The organism is Mycobacterium sp. E802 (assembly GCF_001666875.1).
GTDB lineage: Bacteria > Actinomycetota > Actinomycetes > Mycobacteriales > Mycobacteriaceae > Mycobacterium.
The window spans coordinates 1-19,688 of the sequence record NZ_LZJD01000176.1 but is presented as its reverse complement, the minus strand read 5'-3'; the positions used below and the strand labels follow the sequence as shown (position 1 = coordinate 19,688).

At 66.1% G+C, this 19,688-nt stretch carries 20 protein-coding genes; 10 read left to right on the top strand and 10 right to left on the bottom strand.

Annotated features, from left to right (window positions below; genetic code table 11):
• The first annotated feature begins 31 nt into the window (after positions 1 to 31).
• Positions 32 to 610 (top strand): TetR family transcriptional regulator, encoded by a 579-nt coding sequence (locus A5699_RS25365; protein WP_067775685.1) that lies wholly within the window; start codon positions 32 to 34, stop codon positions 608 to 610.
• Between the two features lie 21 nt (positions 611 to 631).
• On the opposite strand, the gene A5699_RS25360 is transcribed toward A5699_RS25365, so the two are convergent.
• From A5699_RS25360 to A5699_RS25330, 7 genes are all read right to left on the bottom strand, one after another.
• Positions 632 to 1,054 carry a PIN domain-containing protein gene (locus A5699_RS25360; RefSeq protein WP_082957877.1) on the bottom strand — a complete coding sequence of 141 codons (423 nt, stop codon included), beginning with the start codon at positions 1,052 to 1,054 and terminating at the stop codon, positions 632 to 634.
• The gene (locus A5699_RS25355; RefSeq protein WP_067775682.1) at positions 1,045 to 1,251 is read right to left on the bottom strand and encodes a hypothetical protein; all 207 of its coding nucleotides are present in this window, start codon (positions 1,249 to 1,251) and stop codon (positions 1,045 to 1,047) included. The genes A5699_RS25360 and A5699_RS25355 overlap by 10 nt, the downstream gene beginning before the upstream one ends.
• A gap of 190 nt (positions 1,252 to 1,441) precedes the next feature.
• Positions 1,442 to 3,094 (bottom strand): allophanate hydrolase, encoded by a 1,653-nt coding sequence (gene atzF / locus A5699_RS25350; RefSeq protein WP_067775680.1) that lies wholly within the window; start codon positions 3,092 to 3,094, stop codon positions 1,442 to 1,444.
• Entirely contained in the window at positions 3,091 to 5,085 is a 1,995-nt protein-coding gene (locus A5699_RS25345; protein WP_067775677.1) for a 5-oxoprolinase/urea amidolyase family protein, read from the bottom strand. Before A5699_RS25345 ends, atzF begins: the two co-directional genes overlap by 4 nt.
• Positions 5,082 to 5,702 carry an urea amidolyase associated protein UAAP2 gene (locus A5699_RS25340; protein WP_067775674.1) on the bottom strand — a complete coding sequence of 207 codons (621 nt, stop codon included), beginning with the start codon at positions 5,700 to 5,702 and terminating at the stop codon, positions 5,082 to 5,084. The genes A5699_RS25345 and A5699_RS25340 overlap by 4 nt, the downstream gene beginning before the upstream one ends.
• The gene (locus A5699_RS25335; RefSeq protein WP_067775671.1) at positions 5,699 to 6,526 is read right to left on the bottom strand and encodes an urea amidolyase associated protein UAAP1; all 828 of its coding nucleotides are present in this window, start codon (positions 6,524 to 6,526) and stop codon (positions 5,699 to 5,701) included. The genes A5699_RS25340 and A5699_RS25335 overlap by 4 nt, the downstream gene beginning before the upstream one ends.
• A gap of 1 nt (position 6,527) precedes the next feature.
• Positions 6,528 to 8,069: an amino acid permease gene (locus A5699_RS25330; RefSeq protein ID WP_067775668.1), complete on the bottom strand. Its 1,542-nt coding sequence runs from the start codon at positions 8,067 to 8,069 to the stop codon at positions 6,528 to 6,530.
• Between the two features lie 171 nt (positions 8,070 to 8,240).
• On the opposite strand from A5699_RS25330, the gene A5699_RS25325 reads away from it, so the two are divergent.
• The 4 genes from A5699_RS25325 (at position 8,241) to A5699_RS25310 (ending at position 12,826) form a co-directional block, all read left to right on the top strand.
• On the top strand, positions 8,241 to 9,260 hold the full coding sequence (locus tag A5699_RS25325) for a putative nucleotidyltransferase substrate binding domain-containing protein (protein ID WP_082957876.1): 1,020 nt from the start codon (positions 8,241 to 8,243) through the stop codon (positions 9,258 to 9,260).
• The gene (locus tag A5699_RS25320) at positions 9,254 to 10,078 is read left to right on the top strand and encodes a Fic family protein (protein WP_067775665.1); all 825 of its coding nucleotides are present in this window, start codon (positions 9,254 to 9,256) and stop codon (positions 10,076 to 10,078) included. The genes A5699_RS25325 and A5699_RS25320 overlap by 7 nt, the downstream gene beginning before the upstream one ends.
• 204 nt (positions 10,079 to 10,282) lie before the next feature.
• Positions 10,283 to 11,437 carry an LLM class flavin-dependent oxidoreductase gene (locus A5699_RS25315; RefSeq protein WP_067775662.1) on the top strand — a complete coding sequence of 385 codons (1,155 nt, stop codon included), beginning with the start codon at positions 10,283 to 10,285 and terminating at the stop codon, positions 11,435 to 11,437.
• A gap of 12 nt (positions 11,438 to 11,449) precedes the next feature.
• Complete coding sequence (locus A5699_RS25310; protein ID WP_067775659.1) at positions 11,450 to 12,826, top strand: NtaA/DmoA family FMN-dependent monooxygenase; 1,377 nt, start codon at positions 11,450 to 11,452, stop codon at positions 12,824 to 12,826.
• Here the strand turns inward: A5699_RS25310 and A5699_RS25305 are convergent, their stop codons facing one another.
• Together A5699_RS25305 and A5699_RS25300 are read right to left on the bottom strand one after the other, a co-directional pair.
• Entirely contained in the window at positions 12,827 to 13,123 is a 297-nt protein-coding gene (locus A5699_RS25305) for a hypothetical protein (RefSeq protein ID WP_067775656.1), read from the bottom strand.
• A 4-nt stretch (positions 13,124 to 13,127) separates the two neighbouring features.
• Entirely contained in the window at positions 13,128 to 13,820 is a 693-nt protein-coding gene (locus tag A5699_RS25300; RefSeq protein ID WP_067775729.1) for a TrkA family potassium uptake protein, read from the bottom strand.
• Positions 13,821 to 13,900: 80 nt separating this feature from the next.
• Between A5699_RS25300 and A5699_RS25295 the strand changes: the two genes are divergently transcribed.
• From A5699_RS25295 to A5699_RS25275, 5 genes are all read left to right on the top strand, one after another.
• Positions 13,901 to 15,397: a potassium/proton antiporter gene (locus tag A5699_RS25295; RefSeq protein WP_067775653.1), complete on the top strand. Its 1,497-nt coding sequence runs from the start codon at positions 13,901 to 13,903 to the stop codon at positions 15,395 to 15,397.
• 334 nt (positions 15,398 to 15,731) lie between these two features.
• On the top strand, positions 15,732 to 17,237 hold the full coding sequence (locus tag A5699_RS25290; RefSeq protein WP_197508390.1) for a SulP family inorganic anion transporter: 1,506 nt from the start codon (positions 15,732 to 15,734) through the stop codon (positions 17,235 to 17,237).
• Between the two features lie 18 nt (positions 17,238 to 17,255).
• The gene (locus tag A5699_RS25285; RefSeq protein WP_067775650.1) at positions 17,256 to 17,645 is read left to right on the top strand and encodes a MerR family transcriptional regulator; all 390 of its coding nucleotides are present in this window, start codon (positions 17,256 to 17,258) and stop codon (positions 17,643 to 17,645) included.
• A gap of 42 nt (positions 17,646 to 17,687) precedes the next feature.
• A complete protein-coding gene (locus tag A5699_RS25280) occupies positions 17,688 to 18,380 on the top strand; it encodes an HAD family hydrolase (protein ID WP_067775647.1) in 693 nt (230 codons plus the stop codon).
• A gap of 104 nt (positions 18,381 to 18,484) precedes the next feature.
• Positions 18,485 to 18,877 (top strand): DUF6319 family protein, encoded by a 393-nt coding sequence (locus A5699_RS25275; protein ID WP_082957878.1) that lies wholly within the window; start codon positions 18,485 to 18,487, stop codon positions 18,875 to 18,877.
• 31 nt (positions 18,878 to 18,908) lie between these two features.
• Here the strand turns inward: A5699_RS25275 and A5699_RS25270 are convergent, their stop codons facing one another.
• Positions 18,909 to 19,376 (bottom strand): carboxylesterase family protein, encoded by a 468-nt coding sequence (locus A5699_RS25270; protein ID WP_255378857.1) that lies wholly within the window; start codon positions 19,374 to 19,376, stop codon positions 18,909 to 18,911.
• Positions 19,377 to 19,688 lie beyond the last annotated feature (312 nt).

Genomic DNA, 19,688 nt, shown 5'->3' with positions numbered 1-19,688 from the left:
CAATCGAGCACCTGGCCTATATCTTGGACACATGTCCAGGCCAGCGGCGGCTACGGTCACTCGCCTACACGACGCACACGATCAGCGCGTCCGCGCGCACCGTCGTGTCTTCGGAGCGGCCACGCAACTTCTCGACGCGCACAACGTCGTCTCGGTACCGGCGCTGGCCGCACGCGCGAAGATGGCACCGGCCGCGCTCTACGCACATTTCCCATCCATCGAGGTGGTCTTCGCCGAGCTGTACCTGGACCGGGTGATTCAGCTGCCGCTGGACATCGATCCCACAGCCAGACCCACCAGCCGCGTCACCGAGCAACTCACCGCGCTCACGCTGTTGATGGCCGATGAGCCGCGATTGGCCCGAGCCTGTACCCAGGCGTTGATCAGCACCGACGATGACCTGGTCGAGGACGTCCGCTCCCGGATCGCCGCCGAGGTCAACCGCCGGATCTCCACGGCCCTGGGCGGTGGAGCCTGGCCGGAAGTGCTCGCCACCCTGGAGGCGGTGTTCTGGGGCGCGCTGCTACAGGCACAAACCGGAGCGATGAGTTACCGACAGATGGCCCGCCAGCTCGAGACCATGGTGTCGCTGATCGTCCCCGGAGACTGAATCCGCCAATCAGCCTGCCGCTCAATCCCTTCCAGGGTCAGCCACCCATACTTGCTCGAAATCCAGTACCGAGGCAGCGATTTCGAAGTCGGCGTCGTAGTGCACTACCGTCAACCGGTGACGACTTGCGATCACCGACGTCAACAGGTCGGAAATGCCCACCGCCCGATGCCGGCCAGATTGCGCTAACCGGAACTGCGCGTCGAAGGCCGACTGCCAGTGTTCATCGTCGGTCGGAAGATACTCGTACGCATCGCGACGGTCCGCGCGCAACTGCGCATACTCGTCCGCCGACCGGGCACTGAAGAGCGCCTCGGCGTCGAGTACCCCACACGTGGCCACCAGTCCTGCTTCGATCAACGGGCGCAGTCGTTCCGCGACCGCCGGCTGTGCCATCCGGGCGGCTGCGCTGGTGTCAATGAGAAACCGGGCCGTCAGCGCCATACCTCGTCCCTGTCGCGCTTCTCCGCCAGCGACGTCAATCCGCCCGAGGCCAGCCAATCCGCCTGTCGCACGCGGGCCGATCGCGTTGACGCGAACCGCAATGCCGATCGGACCGTGTCTGCAATCCCGGTGGTTTCGAGTTCACGCTGCGCAGCGGCCAGCAATTCGTCATCGATGTCGATCAGACGCTTGGTCATAGAGACCTCCGGTATATATATCAGGCACCCTGACTATATACTTCAGATACCTGACTGCAGGTTGACTCGAACCTACCCATGTCGCAATCCTTGTTCGAAGGGATGATCGCGACAACGGTCTCGCTACCTACCGACAACCAGCCCAGCTCATGGGCGAGTTGTCCCCAACGCGGAATTCATCCACAGCCCCTTACGCCATTGCGGCCAGCCAGCCCCGGTACTCGGTGACGTCACGGCCTTGCATGGGAGCGATGTGGTCGCAACCGAAACCGGTGATCCAGCGGCCGTCGTCGAGCTCCACCTTCCCCAGCATCATCGGCGTCGGCAGCTCGGCCAGGAACTCCCCCAGCGCCGCCGGGGACAACAGCCACCGTTCTCCGACGATCGGCGCCCCGCCCTCGCCGACTCGGATCAGGCCGGGCTTGGGTGGAACCGTGTCGAGCGCATACAGCCGGTAGTGGGGTGCCGTCGTGATCGGTCCGGCCCAGCGAGCGCCCCGCCCGGTGAGCTGATGCTCCAGCGGCTGTCCGCGTAGATGTGCACCGAACACGGCGAGCTCGGTAAGCGGCGCACCACCGGACTCGGGCCAGGTCTCGGTTGACGGAACGTCGAGGAACCGGGCGGCCAGAACGGCAATAACGCCATCGTGGAATCCCGGTGCCAGCAAAGTTATTCCGAACTGTGCCCCATCGGTTACCGTCCCGGCCGGAACCGCGATCGCGCACATGTCGAAGAGGTTGCAGAAGTTGGTGTACCGGCCCATCCGGGAGTTCACCACAACCGGGTCTGCCGCGACTTCGTCGATGCGCGGATGCTCGGGAGCCGTCGGGACCATGAGTGCGTGACAGCCCTCAAGCTGCGCCAAGGCTGTGCGACGCAATTCCTCGACCCGCCGCCGGTCACGCAGCAGGTCCGTGGCCGAATATGCGCCAGCCGCACTGATGATCGCGGCTACGGTCGGATCCAACCCGGCCTGAGGACCGGCTGAGCTGACGAACTCCCCCACCGCGTCCCATCTTTCGGCAACCAACGCGCCGTTGTAGAGAAGGGCTGCCGCGGCGAAGAAGTCGTCCATCGGGATCGGTACGGTGTCGAATCCGGCAGCCTTCGCCTGCCGCACGGCCTCACCGAACGCGGCCTGCCACGCGTCGTCGAGCCCGGTCAAGGTCTCCGGGATCGCAACTCTGGGCGTCACCGGCGCGGCGAAGGGAACGTCCGCCGGCCATTGCCGTTGCGGCGCACCACCACTCATCACAGCCATCGCCGACTGAGCGGTGGCCAGGTCAGCGGCGAAGATTGTCACGCAGTCATAGCTGGCGCACGCAGGAACGACACCCTTGGCGGAGACCACGCCGAGGGTGGGCTTGATGCCGACGATTCCTTGCAGCCCGGCGGGCACCCGGCCCGACCCTGCGGTGTCGGTACCGATCGCGATATCGGCGAACCCAAGCGCCACCGCCACCGCAGACCCCGAACTCGACCCTCCCGAGATGTACTCGGGTCGTCGCGAATCCCGCACAGCACCATAGGGGCTGCGGGTACCGACCAAACCGGTGGCGAACTGGTCGAGGTTCGTCTTCCCGATGACGACAACACCGGCGGTCTTGAGAGCGGCGACCGCCGGTGCGTCGGCATCGGGAATATAGCTGAAGTTTGGGCATCCTGCAGTGGTCGGTATGCCGGCAACGTCGACGTTGTCCTTGACGGCGAGCACCAGCCCGGCCAAGGGTCCACTCGCGGCGTGGTAGTCGGCCTCGACCTCGCTCTGCGGACGCAGGTGGATGAACACCTCGTCACGTCCACTCTCGGCGATCGAGCGGTAGATGTCGGCAATCCGAGTCACGCGGACTCCTTTCGTGCGAATTCTCCTGCCGTCTCCCACCGTTGGCGCTCCTCGGCCCGTGCGGCCTCCATCGCCGCTCGAGTTACGGCAATGCTCTCGGCGTTGGCGGCTAGAAAGTGCTCATGTTCGGCCAGCGAGAACGTTCCGTCGGTGATCTCGACGTGACCGCGCCCTGCCGCCATGTCGGCGCGCAGGTCGAGCAGCTCTTCAGCGGAAACCGGATACCACTGAATCCGGTCGAAAAATCGCAACAGCCAAGGATGTTCGGGATCGAAGCCCTTAGCTACCAATGGATGCCTGTGGTTCCAGATCTGCGTGGTGCGCCCGACGAACTGGTACCCGCCCGGCCCCTCCATCCCGTAGATGCACAGGTATGCCCCGCCGATCCCGACCGCGTTCTCCGGGGTCCAGGTCCGGGCCGGGTTGTATTTGGTGGTCACGAGACGGTGCCGCGGATCCAGCGGTGTGGCGACCGGGGCACCCAGATACACGTCACCGAGCCCGAGCACCAGATACTCGGCGTCGTAAACGATTCGGTGCACATCGTCGACCGAGTCCAGGCCGTTCATCCGCCGGATGAACTCGATGTTCCACGGGCACCACGGCGCATCGGCGCGCACGCCGTGCATGTAGCGTTCGATGGCCTCGCGGGTCGACGGGTCATCCCAGCTGAGCGGCAACCGCACAGTCCGGCTGGGCACCACAAGGTCCTGCGCGGCAGGCAGCGAGGCCTCAAGCTCAGCCAGCAGCGGCACCAGTCTCGACTGCGGCAGCCTGGCCGGGTCCACCTTGACCTGCAACGAACGGATCCCGGGCGTGAGGTCGATCAGCCCATCCGGCCGATGCTGTTCCAGCGCGTGGTGCAGTGCGTGAGCCCGGGCCCGCAACGCCAGATCCAGCCGCATCTCACCGTACTCGACCAGGACGTTGTCGTCGCCGATCCGCCGATACGTGACCCGCGTGGCACCATCCGATGAGGTTGTCTCGCTGATGATTCCATCGTCCTCGTCACCACCGGCGGAGAACACCGCCGGCAGGTGCGCGCGGCGGGCGGGCCCGACGCAGGCCGGCGCGGCGGCCGCTGCGGCCTGCACCGGAACGAATCGGATGGTGGCGCCGGGAGCGAGTTGCCCTAGTTTCCACCGGTCGGCCGCGGTGACCGTGACCGGGCAGACAAAGCCGCCGAGGCTCGGACCATCGGGGCCCAGCAGGATCGGGGTGTCCCCGGTGAAGTCGAGCGAGCCCACCGAGTAAGCGTTGTCGTGGATGTTCGACGGGTGCAGTCCGGCTTCCCCGCCGTCGGGGCGCGCCCATTCCGGCTTCGGCCCGATCAACCGGACGCCGGTGCGGTCGGAGTTGAAGTGCACCTCGTAGTCGTGGTCGAACAGCGTGTCGATGTCGTTGCGCGTGAAGAACTCCGGCGCGGAGTGCGGGCCGACGGTCACCGCGATGTACCAGTGGTTGCCGATGGCCGGCTGTTCTTCGAACAGGATGCGCCGTCGAGTTTTCACTGCCGCATCCGAGATTTCCAGCTTGTCGCCCGACATCAGTACCCGGCCCTCGTGGCCGCCGAATCGGCCGAGCGTGAAAGTCGAGGCGCTGCCGAGGTATTCATCGGCTTGCAGGCCGCCGGCCATCGCGATGTAGATCCGAAGCCCCGGGCCGTCGACCATTCCGACATCGAGAACCCGCCCGGCCTCGACCAGCACCGGTACCCACTGCGGTACCCGGGCGCCGTCGACGGTGACCAGTGCGGGCGCACCGCTGACGCATACCCAGGTGTCGGTGTCGAAGCGCAGCGCCGGGCCACCCATCGAGGCCTCCAGGGCCGGCGCACCCTCCGGATTGCCCACGGCGACGTTGGCCAACCGGAACGACACGTCGTCCATGGGCCCCGACGGCGGCACCCCGATCTGCCAGTACCCGGTGCGCCCCGGCCAATCCTGGACCGTGGTGGACATGCCGGGCCGGACGATCTCGCACGTGCTCATGGACGCGTCACCATCATCCGCACGGCGGTCGGATCAAACCCGTTGCAGGGGTTGTTGATCTGCGGGCAGTTCGACACCAGCACCAAGGTGTCGATCTCGGCGCGTAGCGACACGGACTTGCCGGGGGCGGATAGGCCGTCGACGATACCGAGCGAGCCGTCGGGATCGACCGGCACGTTCATGAAGAAGTTGATGTTGCTGACGATGTCGGCCTTGGTCAGCCCCCAGCGGGCGCCTTCGCCGATGAAGTTCTCGACGCAGGCGTGCTGGTGTTTGGTGTGGTGCCCGTAGCGCAGTGTGTTCGATTCCTGCGAGCATGCCCCGCCGAGAGTGTCATGATTGCCGACCTCGTCATCGACGATGGTGAGCATCGGTTCGCCGTCACTGTCGCGTAGCACCGACCCGGTGGTCAGGAAGATGTTGCCCTGCGCGGCGATGGTGGCCGGTGCGCTGTAACGCACGGTGTGGTCGTCGGCCCCGTAGAACAGGGTGTCCACGGCCTGGTTTCCGTGCAGGTCGACGATGGTGAGTACGTCCCCGGCGCGCACGATTTTCGACCACGGGGCGCGCGGCGCAACGATTTCATCGACGATGGTGTGGGTGGCGGTGAGGGTCATCGGGCACTCCAGACGTCTTCGGAATTCAGGTAGGCACGTTGGTATTCGGGATCGCGCTCGCCGATCGTGGCATCGATCTCCGCCAGGTCACCCGGCGCCGACCAGGCCAGCACCTCGAGTGAGCCGGCGGTGAACTGCGGCGCCGGATCCAACGGATGCGCGGTATTGGCGACCGCCACGATCAGCGGCAGGTGCGTGACCAGCTCGACGGCGGTTCCGGCACCCGCTGACCCGGTGGACAGCAATGTGCCGTCGGCTTCCACCCGCACACCGTGGAAGAACGACACGCTCGGTGCCACGTCGCGACGGGTCAGCCCGTTCTTCAGGGCGGCCAGCGCAAGCAGTTCACGCCCGGCCGGGCTCGCCGACTCCACCTCACCGGCACCGTATTTGGCCGCATTGCCGGTCAGCGTGGTGGTACCGCACAGCGCATCGTGGTGACCCGAAGTGTCCGACACCAGCGTGGCCAGTACCCGGCCCTGATCGCTGAGCAGCGGGTGGCCCGTCGAAAGATACGCCTGCCACGGCACTTTCACCGTGTCAGCGACGTTGAGCCGCTCCCAAGGGGCGTCCGCTCGCCACAGCAACACGTGCGCACATGCGGTGCCATCCAGGTCGCGCAGCCGCAATCGGGTACCGCGGGCCAGTACCTTGCTCGTATAGCGGCCGCCGGGAACGGTCTCGGCCCAGGTCAAACTCTCGGCGGCAACACCGGTCGGTGGCGTGGGCCAGGCCGACGCGGGCACCACCGGCATCGAGTCGGTGAGGGTGCCCGCTTGAGCGCGGGCGTGGTCGCGGGCTCCGGCGGTCGTCGCGGTAGACATGTCAGGCTCCGATCGTGACGGGGTTGGGGTGGGTCTTGCCGCGGGGGAAACACAGCGCGCCGAGGACGATCGCCGCGGCGATACTGAGGGGACCGGCCCACTGCAGGATCGGCAATTCCCCCGTGGGGTTGAAGATCTCGGCGCGAGGCCAGCCGAGGTTGACGATCATCACCGCGCCGTAGAGCACGGCAAGCACGTTCACCGCGACACCGAACTTGCCGAGCGAGAACAGTGGCAGCCCTTCGGCGTCGACCTGGTTGCGTTGCGCGGGCCAGCCTTTGATGCGCCGGTACAGCAGCGGTGCGGTCACCAACAGGTAGGCCAGGTAGATCAGGATGATGCAGACGCTCGCGAGGGTCGCGAAGATGGCGGAGTTGCCGACGTTGACCAGCAGCACCCCGATGCACAGCAGACCGATGAGCACCGACGGCCAGATCGGTGTACCGGTGCGGCCGTTGACCCGGGCCAGGATCGACGAGGCCGGCAGCCGCCCGTCGCGCGCCATCGAGAACATCAGCCGCGAGGCCGCGGTCTGAATCGCCAAGGTGCAGATCGTGATCGCGATGCAGACATCGACCAGCAGCACCGTCCCCCACGGCGAGGACAACACGGTGTCGAGCACGTACGGGAGGCCTTCAGTGGCAAGGCGCCCGTCGGTCAGGCTGGGCGCGGCCATCAGGGCACCCAGGATCATCAACCCGCCGCCGAGCGCCGAGACCGACAGCGCCATCCGGATGGTCCGGGGCGCGACGCGCCGAGGATTGCGGGTCTCCTCGGCGAGCTCACCTGCCGAGCCGAAACCGACCATGACGTAGGCCGCCATCAGTCCGCTCATGATCCAGGCCCAGACATAGCCGGGTTGCCCTCCGGCGTGACCGGTGTCGAACACAACCTGCGGACCGCGCTGAGCATGGGTGAAGAACACCCCGATGACGGCGATGACGCCGACGATCTCGCAGATCACCCCGGCGCTGTTGACGCGTGACATCCATTTGACGCCAAGACAATTGATCGTCGTGGTGAGCACCAGCAGGACGGTGCCGAGCAGCACGGCGTTCGCTGCCCCGCTCGGTGAGGTCAACGCCGGGTCGTCACCGATGATCTGGAAACCCGACCAGATCGTGGGAAGCACCACCTGCAGCGCGATCGCCGCGGCCGACGCGGTGACGATCTGCGCCAGGATCATGAACCAGCCACCGAACCAGCCGATCACCTCGCCACCCATCCTGCGGGACCACTGATAGATGGCGCCCGAGATCGGATAGCGCGCGGCCAGTTCGGCGAAACACAGCGCCACCAGGAACTGGCCGAGGAACACTGCCGGCCAGGTCCAGAAGAAGGCCGGGCCGCCGAAACCGAAGCCGAGGCCGAACAACTGGAAGATCGTCGTCAGAATCGACACGAACGAGAAGCCCGCCGCGAACGATTCGAACTTGCCGAGCCGACGGTGCAACTGCTGGTCGTAACCGAACTCCGCCAGGTCGTCGTGGTCGCCGAATCGGCCGGCCACATCTCGCTGGCTTTCGGTAGCGCTGCTGGTCATAGGCGTTTCTCTCGGGCTCAGGGGCGGTGCCGCCAGCTCCTTAACTGTCACTCGATAGATAAGCCTCCCGGCATGTCCGAGCTGTCACCCGCGTGTTTCGTTCATGTAGCGAGCGGCAAGCATTGCGTTGCCGAAACCTCACCGCGCCGGTGTGCTGCCACAATCACCGACATGGCGGTGGCTGCGTTGGACGATGCCTGCCGGCGTATTGCGTCGGCGGACAACGAACACGACTTGCTGACCGCGGCCCTCGAAGCCCACGATGCGGTGCGCACGGTGGTCGACGCCCGCACCAGGGCAGCGTCAGTCGCGGCCACCTGGTCGGCGGTCATGCGGGCCGCCGTGACGACCGCGGCACGACTGGTCGCTCCCGACGTCGGCGACTGGTATGCCTCGGGCAGTGTGGGCCGCGGCGACGCCTTACCCGGATCGGACCTGGAGACGTTGATGGTCCGCAGCCGCGACGCGACACCGAATTCCGCCCTGGCCCAGGCGGTGGATGTCCACGACGTGTTGGCACGCTGCGGGTTCCGCGCCGACGACAACGGCGCCGTCGCCTCCCGCGCCCGGTTCAACCGCACCGCTCAGGAGTGGGCGGTCGGTATGAGTCGCTGGTCCACCGACCCATCCACGGACCGGGGTGTGGTGATGATCGGGCTGTTGACCGACGCCGTCGCGCTTGGTGACGGACCGGACCTCCGCGATCAAGCCGGTATCGCAGCGCGGGCGCAACCGGCGGCGCTGGCTGCGATGCTGCAGGACGCCACCTATGCGCGCGCCTACGTCCCGTCGCGCCTGCGGGTGCTTGCCTCCGGGGACGGTGGCGTCGACATCAAGCTCGCCGCCGTCGACCCCGTGGTCCGCATCGCCCGTTGGGCCGCGCTGAGTTGCGGATCCGACGCGCTGTTCACCGCGGATCGCCTCGGTACGGCCGCCGGCACCCGCTACCTCGATCCCGACGATGCCCGGGCGCTGGCGAAATGCCATGCGATCGGCTCAAGCATCCGTTGGCGGGTCCGGGCGGTGCGCTGGCGGGCCGATGCTGACTCCGCGGCTTTCGACGAGCGCGTCGAACTGTCAGACCTCTCACCGCAGGACCGCACTGCGCTGCGCAGCATCGGCCGCGAGCTCACCGCGGTGCGCCGCAAACTCGACTATCTGGCGTCGACGTCGGCGTTCTCGACGTGGTAACCGGCCTCACCGAGTCCGGGCAGCACGCCCTGACTCAGACCATCGCCGCCGAACGCCTCGAGGGCTGGCGACCCACACCGGAACAGATCGACGCCCTGACCGCCCTGCTCACCGGTGCCGTTACCTACGGCGAGTACCTGGGTCGCCATCTCCCCCACCTAACCCCGTCGCCGCGCCGGCGGGTGTTCGCGCGACGTCGCCCCTATTTCCTCCCGGGAACATCGTTGCTGCGCAACAACTTCGGCGTGCAAGATGAGACGCTGCTGACGCAACTGGAATTTGTCGCGACCGCCGGACGGATCCTGCAGGTGCATCTCCGTTGCCAGGATTCAGATCTGGATGTGCGGTCACTGCACCGCCACGTGTTCGGCGATGTGTACGCCTGGGCGGGCAACCCCCGCATCGTCGAACTCCGCAAACGCGACACCGCGTTCGGCTCCTGCGCACGAATTCCGCGTGCCCTGGAGGTACTTCACGCCGAGATCAGCGCACTCGCCGGTGAGGGTGTCGAGATCGACGACGGCACGCTGTCCTACCGTCTGGCCCGAATCTATGCCGACTACAACCAGATCCATCCGTTCCGCGAGGGCAACGGGCGCACCGGAACCCTGCTGCTACATCTGCTTGCCGGCCGGGCCGGACGCCGGCTGTTCCTCGAGGACATGGCGCGTTCCGAGTGGATCAGTGCATCGCGGGATTCAATGCCGTTCCGGCGGGATGGGCGCGCCGATCCACGTCCGATCATGGCGGTGCTGCGCGGACGGTTGCGCCCACAACCGGCCCCGGAGCCCGAAAGTGTCTGGACCAACCAGGGATGACGATTGCGGGATGGTGGTATTCGATGCCGTAGAGCGTGGCCTTCTTGCCTCGCGTTTGAGCTGTCAGGGGTTTTTCCTCACCATGCGTCGATCTCTACCCGCAGGTCAGCGGAGAGTCGGACACTGGAATCGACCTCCGAGGGGATTACTGGTGCGCCTGCACGCGTTGCCAGTGCAGACCGCGACCGAAAGTGAGAACCGTCGATGGGCACCCCACTGCAACTGGCCGTCGCGCTCGACGGCACCGGCTGGCATCCTGCGTCCTGGCGCGAGCCGCTGGCCCGCCCTGCCGAAACGCTCACCCCGCGGTACTGGACCGATCTGGTCAGCCAGGCCGAACGCGGACTGCTGGATTTTGTCACCATCGAGGACGGGCTCACCCTGCAGTCCGATCACCCCTTCCGCCCCGATAACCGCACCGACCGGTTGCGCGGCCGGCTCGACGCCGTGCTGATCGCGTCCCGCGTCGCACCGCGGACCCACCACATCGGCGTGGTGCCCACCGTCATCACCACCTACACCGAGCCGTTCCACGCGTCCAAGGCGATCGCCACCCTCGACTACGTCAGCACCGGCCGCGCCGGGGTGCGGGTTCAGGTGGCTTCTCGTCGGGATGCCGCAGCCCACTTCGGTCGTCGCCGTCTGCCCGAGGACCGTGCGGCGCTGAGTGCAGAGTTGTTCGACGAGGCGGGCGACTACGTGGAGGTGTTGCGCCGGTTGTGGGACAGCTGGGAGGACGACGCCGAGATCCGCGATTTGGCCACCGGGCGGTTCATCGACCGGAACAAGCTGCACTACATCGACTTTCAGGGCGCCTCGTTTTCCGTCAAAGGTCCCTCGATCACCCCGCGGCCGCCGCAGGGGCAGCCCATCGTCGCCGCGCTCGGCCACGTCGACCCCGCTTACCGGCTGATCGCCGGCAGCGCCGACGTCGGCTTTGTCACCCCGCACAGCGTCGATGAGGTCACCGCCCTGGTCGAGACGATCGGCTCATTACAGCCCGCGCGCGATCCGCAGGTGTTCGCCGACCTGGTGGTATTCCTTGACGACACGCTCGACGCGGCGCGTGCACGACGCGAACGCCTCGACGCACTGGCGGGAACCGAATACCGCAGTGATGCTGAGATTTTCATGGGAACGCCAGGGCAGCTCGCCGACCTGTTGGAAGCCTGGCATACCGCCGAAGCCGCGGGTTTCCGGTTGCGGCCGGCCTCCCTTCCGCACGACCTGCAACAGATCACCGATGTGTTGGTCCCCGACCTGCAGCGCCGCGGCCTGTTCCGCCAGTCCTATGAAGCGTCCACCCTGCGCGGTCTGCTGGGACTCCCTCGGCCCACTAACCGCTACACGACCGTCTGACAGGACACGCCCATGAGCAAGCCCGTCAAGCAGATTCATCTGGCCGCACATTTCCCCGGGGTCAACAACACCACGGTGTGGAGTGACCCGGAATCCGGCAGCCATATCGAGTTCGATTCGTTCGTCCGCTTCGCGCAGACCGCCGAGCGCGGCAAGTTCGACTTCATGTTCCTGGCCGAAGGATTGCGGCTGCGTGAACAGGGCGGCCAGATCTACGACCTCGACGTGGTGGGACGCCCGGACACCTTCACGGTGCTGGCGGCCCTCGCGGCGGTGACCGATCGGCTCGGGCTGACCGGCACGATCAACTCGACGTTCAACGAACCCTATGAGGTGGCACGGCAATTCGCTTCGCTGGACCACCTGTCCGAAGGCCGGGCCGCCTGGAACGTCGTCACCTCCTGGGATGCCTTCACCGGAGAGAACTTTCGCCGCGGCGGCTTCCTGCCCGAGAACCAACGCTACGAACGGGCCGAGAGCTTCCTGGCGGCCGCCCATACGTTGTTCGATTCCTGGCGAGGCGATGAGATCCTCGCCGACAAAGAACATGGTGTGTTCCTGTCGGATGCGGCGGCCGGCGAGTTCGCCTACCACAACGACCATTTCGACATCAGCGGCCGGTTCAACGTCCCGCGCAGCCCACAGGGCCGTCCGGTGATCTTCCAGGCCGGGGACTCCGAGCGCGGACGTGAGTTTGCCGCGGCAGCTGCGGACGCCATCTTCTCCCGGTACGGGACGTTGGAAGACGGCCAGAAGTTCTATGCCGACGTCAAGGGCCGGTTGGCCAAATACGATCGCCGCCATGACCAACTACTGATTCTGCCCGCGGCCACCTTCGTGCTCGGCGACACCGATGCCGAGGCCGCCGAGCTCGCCCACGAGGTGCGGCTGGCCCAGGTGTCGCCGGCCACTGCGATCAAGTTCCTCGAACAACTGTGGAACCGTGACCTCACCGATCACGACCCCGACGGACCGCTACCCACCGTCGACCCGCGAGTCGGCGAGAACACCATCGCCAAGGGCCGCGCCAGTGTGCGCATCCACCGCGACCCGATCGCCGTCGCCAACGAATGGCGCGCCAAGGCCGAAGCCGAGAACCTGACCACGCGCGAGCTCATCATCGAGGTCACCGGACGGCAGAACTTCGTCGGCTCGGCGGCCACCATCGCCGAATCCATCAACCATCTCGTGCAATCGGACGCCAGCGACGGGTTCATCCTGGTCCCCCACGTCACCCCGGGCGGGCTCGACCCGTTCGTGGACCGCGTCGTTCCGCTGCTGCAGGAGCGCGGGGTATTCCGTACCGACTACGAAGGAACCACGCTGCGTGAGCACCTCGGCCTGGGCGTTCCCCAGCCGGGCGAGGAACGCACCGCTGCAACAGGCTGACTATTCGGGGTCGGCAGGCTCCTCGCGGTGCTTGTACTCCCAACTGGCACCGGCCGTCAGGGTGCCGGGCTCCAACTCGGTACGGCCGGCGTCACGCACGTGCACCGTCTGCGCCAAGATCTCGTCGGGCTTGCCGCCGATCACGATGACCGGATGGTCGTAGTCGATGCCATAGAGCTTGAGCGCCGCGTGCACCGCGTGCGCGGCAGCCTTACCGCGCGACATCTTGGCGTTCGAGTTGACCCTGATCACCAGCCGGCGTTCCAGCACCTCGGCGTCCTCGGTGTTCTTGTGCACGAGCTCAGGGCTCCTCCGAAACCACCTCACGCAGAAACTCACCTCCATGGATCGCGGCCAGCAATGAGTGTTCCGACGTGCGGTTCGCGGTGAACAGCAGCTCGTCGCCCGCTTCCAGCACGTCGTCGGGTTTGGGAAACCTGACCTTGTTTCCCCGGACGACGGTCACCAACGCGGTGTCGGCGGGCAGTTCCAATCGGTCCACTCGCTGGCCGACCACCGGGTTGTCTTGGGGCAGCGTGAGTTTGGTCAGCTCGACCCGACCACCGCGCAGCGTCATCAACCGCACCAGGTGCCCGACGTCGATGGCACCCTCGATGCCGGCCACCAACGCGCCCGGCGTCGACACGGCAACATCGATACCCCAGTCCTGACCGAACAGCCACTGATTGCGGATGTCGTTGATGCGCGCCACCACGCGCGGGACCCCGAACTCCGACTTGGCCAGCAAACCGACCACGAGGTTCGACTTGTCATCACCGGTGGCCGCGATCAACACATCGGCGGTCTCGATCCCGGCCTCCTCCATGGCGGAGAGCTCGCAGGCGTCGGCCAGCAACCAGTCGGCATCGGGCACCGTCTGCGGTTCGTAGCGCCGATAGAGCTGCTCGATCAACAGCACCTTGTGACCGTTGTCGAGCAACTCGCGCGCGACGGAGCGACCCGCGTTGCCTGCCCCGGCGACCACGACTCGCATCTTGCGTCCCTCCACCACGCCATCTTCGCCTATCCGCACGCCCCACTTGCGGCCCATTGTCGGTGATTAACTAACTTCCGATGAGTCTGAACCAGCTCTACCTCACCTTGCTCACCGGCGGCGTCGTACTGCTGGCCAGCATCATCGGCACGCGGGTGGCAACCAAGATCGGATTTCCCAGTCTGCTGTTCTTCCTGGCGGTCGGCATGGTGCTGGGGGTCGACGGGATCGGACTGGACTTCAACAACGTCGAACTGGCCCGCAACGTATGCACCACGGCACTGGCGATCGTGCTGGTCGAAGGTGGCCTGACCACGCGGTTCTCCGATATCCGCGGCGTGCTGGCGCCGGCGGGCGTGGTGGCCACCGTCGGTGTGGTGGTCAGCACCGCGATCACCGCTGTCGGGGCGCACCTGCTGCTGGACATGAACTGGCAGCTCGCCCTGTTGCTCGGAGCCATCGTCTCCTCCACTGATGCGGCCGCGGTGTTCTCGGTGCTGCGGATCTTGCCATTGCCGCGGCGTTTGGCCGGGCTGCTGGAAGCCGAATCCGGCTTCAACGACGCGCCGGCGGTCATCCTCGTGTTGACGTTCAGCGTGGTGCCGTTCGTGTTCCATCCCGAGGGCGCCATCACCGACCTCGCTTACGAGCTGGTCACCGGATCTCTGCTGGGCCTGGCCGTCGGGTTCGCCGGTGCCTTCGCGCTGCGGCGCATCGCGCTACCGGCCTCCGGGCTGTATCCCATCGCCACCTTCGGGTTGGGCTTCATCGCATTCGCCGCCGCCGGCAGCGCCCACGCGAGTGGTTTCATCGCCGCCTACCTGTCCGCGGTCGTGCTGGCCAACTCGGGCCTGCCGCACAAGTCGGCCACCCGCTCGTTCGCCGAGGGGGTGGGCTGGCTGGCGCAGATCGGGTTGTTCGTGCTCCTCGGGTTGCTGGTGAACCCGCACGACCTGGCCGGGGACATCATTCCGGCGATCGTGGTCGGGCTCGTGCTGTTGCTGATCGCCCGGCCGGTATCGGTGATCCTGTCTCTGGTCGGGTTCCGTATCCCGATCCGGGAACAACTCTTTCTGTCCTGGGCCGGGCTGCGCGGTGCGGTGCCGATCGTGCTGGCCACGTTTCCGATCGTGGCGGGGGTCCCTGACAGTTACCGGCTGCTCAACGTGGTGTTCGTGCTCGTGGTGATCTTCACCTTGGTGCAGGCGCCCAGCATCCGCTTCGTGGCCAACGCGCTGGGACTGATCACCCGCGACGTCACCCGCGAGATCCAGGTCGAGGCTGCCCCGCTGGACGTGCTCGACGCCGAACTTCTCACCATGACCGTCCAACCGCATTCCCGGCTGCACAACGTGACGATCCTGGAGCTGCGGCTGCCCGACCCGGCTGTCATCACGCTGATCATCCGCAACGGGCGGACGTTCGTGCCCCTGCCGGACACCCGCATCGCCGTCGGCGACGAACTGCTCATCGTCACCACCAGCAAGATGCGCACCGCCGCCGAGGCCCGGCTGCGGGCAGTGAGCCGACGCGGCAAACTCGCCTACTGGTTCGACGAATACGGTCTCGCGGACTGAGTGCCGCGCGGCTCGGATACCCGGTGATCACACGCGTCACTTCCGTCGCGGCTGCGGAGGCATGGTGTGTTCGAAACCTGGTATCGCCGGTAGTACCAGCTCTCCAGGCCGTCGATTGCCGCGCCGGCTCCGAAACCGCGCGACGCCCATGTGGCGTCGGGCACATCCGGGCTGACCGATTTGGAACGCAACCCTCCCCCAAGGGTAGAGTTCGACACCGGCGCCGGACATCGCGGATCGCATGCTCTGGCAAGACTTTTCACGCAACGACGCGTGTATCACCCATGCCCACTTGCCTCGAGGGGTTGCCGCGTGGCGCTGAAACGGAGCTGTGTTGAAACGATCGCCTGAGGCTCTGACGCCGCGCGAACAGCAGTCGGTGCGGGCCACCCTTCGTTCACCACAGCGACTGCGCACCGAGGTGCTCGCCGGCCTGGTGGTGGCGCTGGCCTTGATCCCCGAGGCGATCTCGTTCTCGATCATCGCCGGAGTGGATCCCCGCGTCGGACTGTTCGCCGCTTTCACAATGGCAGTGACCATCGCGATCGTCGGCGGTCGACCGGCGATGATTTCGGCCGCGACCGGGGCCGTGGCGCTGGTGGTGGCGCCGCTGGTGCGCAGTCACGGTCTGGACTACCTGATCGCCACCGTCATCCTGGCCGGCGTATTGCAGTTGATCCTCGGCGGTCTGGGTGTCGCCAAGCTGATGCGGTTTGTGCCGCGCAGTGTGATGATCGGCTTCGTCAACGCCTTGGCGATCCTGATCTTCTTGTCTCAGCTGCCGCACCTGCTCGGGGTGCCGTGGTTGGTGTATCCGTTGGTGGCGGTCGCCATTGTCGTGATCGTGGCGCTGCCGAAACTGACCACCGTCATCCCCGCCCCGCTTGTCGCCATCGTGGTGCTCACCGCCGCGACGGTCGGGTTCGGCTGGACGATTCCCAACGTGGGGGACGAAGGCCAACTCCCCTCCAGCCTGCCGACCTTGCTGCTCCCTGACGTGCCGTTCACCCTGCAGACGCTCGGGACCATCGCGCCCTACGCACTGGCCATGGCAGTGGTGGGTCTGCTGGAATCTCTCATGACGGCCAAGCTGGTCGACGACATCACCGACACCCACTCCGACAAGTCCCGCGAGGCGCTGGGGCAAGGCGTGGCGAACGTCGTCACCGGATTCTTCGGGGGCATGGGCGGCTGCGCCTTGATCGGTCAGACGATGATCAACGTAAAGGTGTGCCGCGCCCGCACCCGCATCTCGACGTTTTTGGCGGGTGTGCTCCTCCTGGGTCTGGTGGTCGGACTCGGCGATCTCGTCGCCCGCATTCCCATGGCGGCACTGGTCGCGGTGATGATCATGGTCTCCGTCGGCACCTTCGACTGGCACTCGATCAACCCGAAGACGTTGCGGCGCATGCCCAAGAGTGAGACCGCGGTGATGCTCGCGACCGTGGCCGTCACCGTGGCCACGAGCAACCTGGCCTACGGCGTCGCGGTCGGCACACTCACCGCGATGGTGCTCTTCGCCCGCCGCGTCGCCCACTTCACCGACGTCGTCGACATCGCCCATCCCGACGAGAACACCCGGGTGTATGCGGTCAGGGGCGAGCTGTTCTTCGCCTCCAGCAATGACCTTGTCTACCAATTCGATTACGCCGGCGACCCGACGAACATCGTCATCGACATGAGCCAAGCCCATGTCTGGGATGCCTCCACCGTCGCCACGCTGGACGCCATCACCACCAAATATGCCGCCAAGGGTAAGACTGTCACCATTGTCGGTATGAACGACAACAGTGCACAGCGTCACGCCCGCCTCAGTGGCCAACTCACCGCGGCGCACTGAACGTCACACGAGGCATCGTTGAACGCTCAAGAACACCTGCAGATCGGCGAGGTCGCCGCGCGAACTGAGCTGTCGATCAAGACAATCCGGCACTACGACGAGGTCGGTCTGGTGGTGCCCTCGGCACGGTCCGCAGGCGGCTTCCGGCTCTACACCTGCGACGATGTCAACCGGTTGCTCGCGATCCGGCGCATGAAACCGTTGGGATTCAGCCTCGAGGAGATGCGTCACCTGCTCGACGCCCTAGACACCCTCAACGCCTCCGAGGCGGCCACCGCTGCACATGACGAGGCTTCAACCTATGTGGCCGAATGCCACACGCGCGCCGCGGAAGCCTGCGCCAAACTGTCGCGGCAATTGGCCTACGCGCAAGAACTCACCGAGCAGTTGGCCCGCTACCGCGGGTGACCGTTTGACCTGCGAGACGACGGGTATCCCGCCGGGATGCCCATGTCTGAGACTTTTGCGGTTCTCTTCGATGTCGACGGAACTCTAGTCGACTCGAACTATCTGCACGTGCACGCCTGGACGCGGGCATTCCGCGAGGAGAAGATCGACGTGGAGGCCTGGCAGATTCACCGCAGCATCGGCATGGACGGCAGCCACCTGGTGGCGCAGCTGTCCGGCGACGCCGACGACGCGGTGCAGGAGCGCCTCAAAGACCGCCACAGCAGCCTCTACAAAGAGTCCGCCGAATTGATCGTCCGTCTCCCCGGTGCCCGGGAACTACTGCACCACCTCGCCGACAACGGGATACGGGTGGTGCTGGCCAGCTCCGCACCGGAAGACGAACTGTCCATCACCCGAAAGATTCTCGACAGCGACGACGCCATCACCGCGGCAACCTCGTCGAAGGATGTCGACATGGCCAAACCCGACCCGGGCATTGTCGAAGTGGCGTTGCAGCGCGCCGGCGTATCCGCCGAACGCGCCGTCTTCGTCGGCGATGCGGTGTGGGACGGGGAAGCCGCGACCCGTGTCGGTGTGCCGTTCATCGGGCTACGGTGTGGCGGGGTGGCGGACTGCGAACTCGAAAACGCCGGTGCACAAGCCGTTTTCGATGACCCGCTGGACCTATTGCAACACTTGGACACCACTGCCATCGGCCCACACCTGCACGGGCACACCCAGCCGACAAAGTGAGCGTGACGGGCGCGTCGACTTGACCACGAAGGTCGAACGCGTGTTCTAATGTTCTCCGCCGCCCAGCCCGCTCCGTGCGGGCAATGTTCGAAAAGGAGTTCGCCGTGACGATGACTGTAGACGCTCCCGTGGCAGAAATGCCGACCACCGATTCCGACACCCCCGCCGCTGAGGTAACGGTCGAGGTGAAGCCGCGGAAGGCCCCGGCCAAGAAGGCAGCAGGCAAGAAAGCCAAGACCATTGAGCTGACCCTCACCGTCACCGGTACCGCCGACGGCGAATGGCACGCCGAGCTCAAGCAGGGATCCACCTATCTGGCCCGCGACGTCGCCGTTGCGGCCGCCGCCGTCTCCCGCGCGGCCAAAGAGCTGCACGAAGACCTCTCCACCCCCATCGACGCGGTGATCGAAGAGGCGCGCACCCAGCAGGCCGCCAAAGTCGCTGCGCTGGAAGCTGAACTCGAAGCCGCGCGAAAGGTGTTGTCCGACCTGGAGTGAGGCGCAGGTCCGGAGTGTCCGGTCAAGTCGCCTACCCGTAGGCGGGATAGCGGTTCTCCCAGATCGCGAGTTGCACTGCGCGGTGGCCGCGGACGATTGTGGTCTCGGGGCCCAGCAACATCGTGAACCCGCTGACACCGTCGTAAGGTTCCCAAGGCTCTCCCCCACGAATTAAGTCGAGCCACAGCCGCTGAACTGCATCCGACATCTGGCGTGCCTTCTCGTCGGTACCGGCAAGCGCAGGCGCGGCGTCCAGGGTGCCGAAGACCAAGGGCAGGCACGAATCGTGGCATGCCCCCAGGCCAGCCCGCGGAGAAGGCCATTGCAATTCGTAACGAAACACCGTGCTCCCGCGCTCGGCGTGCGCCCGGACGAACTGCTCGGTCGGCGCGGTGAAGTGGTAGTCGGTGACCATCGTGCTGGCGGCATCGCGAAGCGTGTGCTTGTCGACGCGCGCCCGTTGAAGCATCACCCAAGGGACCCGCCGAAGCGCCAGCACCGAATGCTCCCGCCGAGGTTCCGCGAATGCCGCGCGGACCCATGATCGGCGGTGGGCCTGGCATATTTGGCCCGCAGCTCGTATCACCGCCCGACGGCGACAATGAGCTACCAGTATTGGGCGGAGAACTTGACGACGATTTCTGATGCACGTTCTGATGTACGAAAATCGCTGTACCCAACCACAACAAGGTAGGGAAGGAGAGACTGATGAGCTTTATTCATGTCCAGTTTCTGGCTCTACTGACGTTTCCGTGGGTGTTTGACGGGCCGTCCTGGCAGTGAGGGGCGGTGGCCGCCGAGGGCGAGCATG